This is a genomic window from Streptomyces botrytidirepellens (assembly GCF_003721215.1).
Lineage (GTDB): Bacteria > Actinomycetota > Actinomycetes > Streptomycetales > Streptomycetaceae > Streptomyces > Streptomyces himastatinicus.
In genome coordinates, this window is the sequence record NZ_RIBZ01000498.1 from 1 (window position 1) to 2087 (window position 2087).

Here is a 2087-nt window from a genome sequence, read left to right on the forward strand (position 1 = left end):
AGCTCCCACTCGCCCAGCGGCTCGCGCTCGGTGGGCGGCCAGGCGCGGGCGGCGACCCGGTCCAGCTCGCGCGCGTTCGCCGCGGGGCCCCGGCGGCGGGCCGGTGCGGCGGGCACCACCTTGCCCGCGACCAGCGACGACTCCTCGATCCGGACGGACTCGCCGGTGCGTCGGGTGATGTGCAGCACACCTCCGGTCCACGATGTGAGAACCCCGACCACGTCCGTGAACTTATCCGAGCCGCTCCGGTCGCCCGTAAGCAGCCTCACCGATACTCGTTTGTGCACGTCATCGGGGGTGATTCGGACTTCGAGTCGTCCGCCGGTGGTGAAATCCACTGCTCTGCCAACCCCTCATGTGCGTCTGGTGCCCAGGAACGGAGATACTAGGTGCGGGCATCGACGACGCCGCGCTCCCGCGCGATACAGCCCTAAGAGGAGGAACGACAGCGTGACCTACGTCATCGCGCAGCCTTGTGTCGACCTGAAGGACAAGGCGTGCATCGAGGAGTGCCCCGTCGACTGTATCTACGAGGGCCAGCGGTCCTTGTACATCCACCCGGACGAATGCGTCGACTGCGGGGCTTGTGAGCCGGTCTGCCCGGTCGAGGCGATCTTCTACGAGGACGACACTCCGGAAGAGTGGAAGGACTACTACAAGGCGAACGTCGAGTTCTTCGACGAGCTCGGTTCGCCCGGCGGTGCGAGCAAGCTCGGCCTGATCGAGCGCGACCACCCGTTCATCGCCGCGCTTCCGCCGCAGGAGCACGACGAGTGACCCTGCCCGGGAAGTAGACCCGGCGCGGCCTTCGGTCCCGTATGGCATGTGGCCTGCGGGACCGGGCTGTTTCCCGGGCATCCCACCGGGATTCCCGGGGCCCCGGCCCCGGGCTGTTCCCGGGCTTGAACCCGGGCTGTTCAAAAGAGAAAGAAAGCGAGCCCCCGTGCCACCCGTCTCCGCCCGCCTCCCGGTCTTCCCCTGGGACCGGCTCGAACCGTACAAGGCGACCGCCGCCGCCCATCCGGACGGCATCGTCGACCTCTCGGTGGGCACCCCCGTCGACCCGGTCCCCGAGCTGATCCGCACCGCGCTGGCCGACGCCGCGGACAGCCCCGGCTATCCGACCGTCTGGGGCACCCCCGCGCTGCGGGACGCGCTGACCGGCTGGGTCGAGCGGCGGCTGGGCGCGGAGGGGGTCACCCACACCCAGGTGCTGCCGGTGGTCGGCTCGAAGGAACTGGTGGCCTCGCTGCCCGCACAGCTCGGCCTCGGCCCCGGCGACAAGGTCGCCTTCCCGCGGCTCGCCTACCCGACGTACGAGGTGGGCGCGCGGCTCGCGGGCGCCGAGCCGGTGCCGTACGACGAGCCGACGGAGCTGGACCCGGCGGGGCTGAAGCTGCTGTGGCTGAACTCGCCGTCCAACCCCACCGGCCGGGTGCTGTCCAAGGACGAGCTGCGGGCCGCGGTCGCGTGGGCGCGGGCGCACGGGGTGCTGCTGGTCAGCGACGAGTGCTACCTGGAGCTGGGCTGGGAGGCGGACCCGATGTCCGTCCTGCACCCGGAGATCTCCGGCGGGAGCTTCGACGGGCTGGTCGCGGTCCACTCGCTGTCCAAGCGGTCCAACCTGGCGGGCTACCGGGCGGCGTTCCTCGCCGGTGACGAGAGCGTGCTCGGCGAACTGCTGAAGATCCGCAAGCACGGCGGGATGATCGTGCCCGCGCCGGTGCAGGCCGCGACGGTCGCCGCGCTCGGCGACGACAAGCACGTCGCGGAGCAGCGCGAGCGCTACGAGGCGCGGCGGGCGGCGCTGCGCGGCGCGCTGGAGGGGTACGGCTTCCGTGTCGAGTACAGCGAGGCGTCGCTGTACCTGTGGGCGACCCGCGACGAGCCGTGCTGGGACACCGTGGGCGCGCTGGCCGGGCTGGGCATCCTGGTGGCGCCCGGCGAGTTCTACGGCGCGGCGGGCGGGGCACACGTCCGCGTCGCGTTCACCGCGACGGACGAGCGCGTGGCGGCGGCGGTCCGCCGCCTGACCGCCTGACCGCCTGACGAGACGAACGCACGGCGCGCCCCCTGCCCCGCCGGGG

The 2087-nt window shown here is 72.0% G+C and carries 2 protein-coding genes and 1 pseudogene; 2 read left to right on the forward strand and 1 reads right to left on the reverse strand.

The annotated features are described in order from the left end of the window. A pseudogene (locus EEJ42_RS31960) lies at positions 1 to 338 on the reverse strand (GNAT family N-acetyltransferase); the annotation flags it as partial. 112 nt (positions 339 to 450) lie between these two features. Here EEJ42_RS31960 and fdxA point away from each other — a divergent pair. Both fdxA and dapC read left to right on the forward strand, forming a co-directional pair. After that, complete coding sequence (fdxA, locus tag EEJ42_RS31965) at positions 451 to 777, forward strand: ferredoxin (RefSeq protein WP_014054705.1); 327 nt, start codon at positions 451 to 453, stop codon at positions 775 to 777. 166 nt (positions 778 to 943) lie between these two features. Next, the gene (dapC, locus tag EEJ42_RS31970) at positions 944 to 2041 is read left to right on the forward strand and encodes a succinyldiaminopimelate transaminase (protein WP_123105389.1); all 1098 of its coding nucleotides are present in this window, start codon (positions 944 to 946) and stop codon (positions 2039 to 2041) included. Positions 2042 to 2087: the final 46 nt, after the last annotated feature.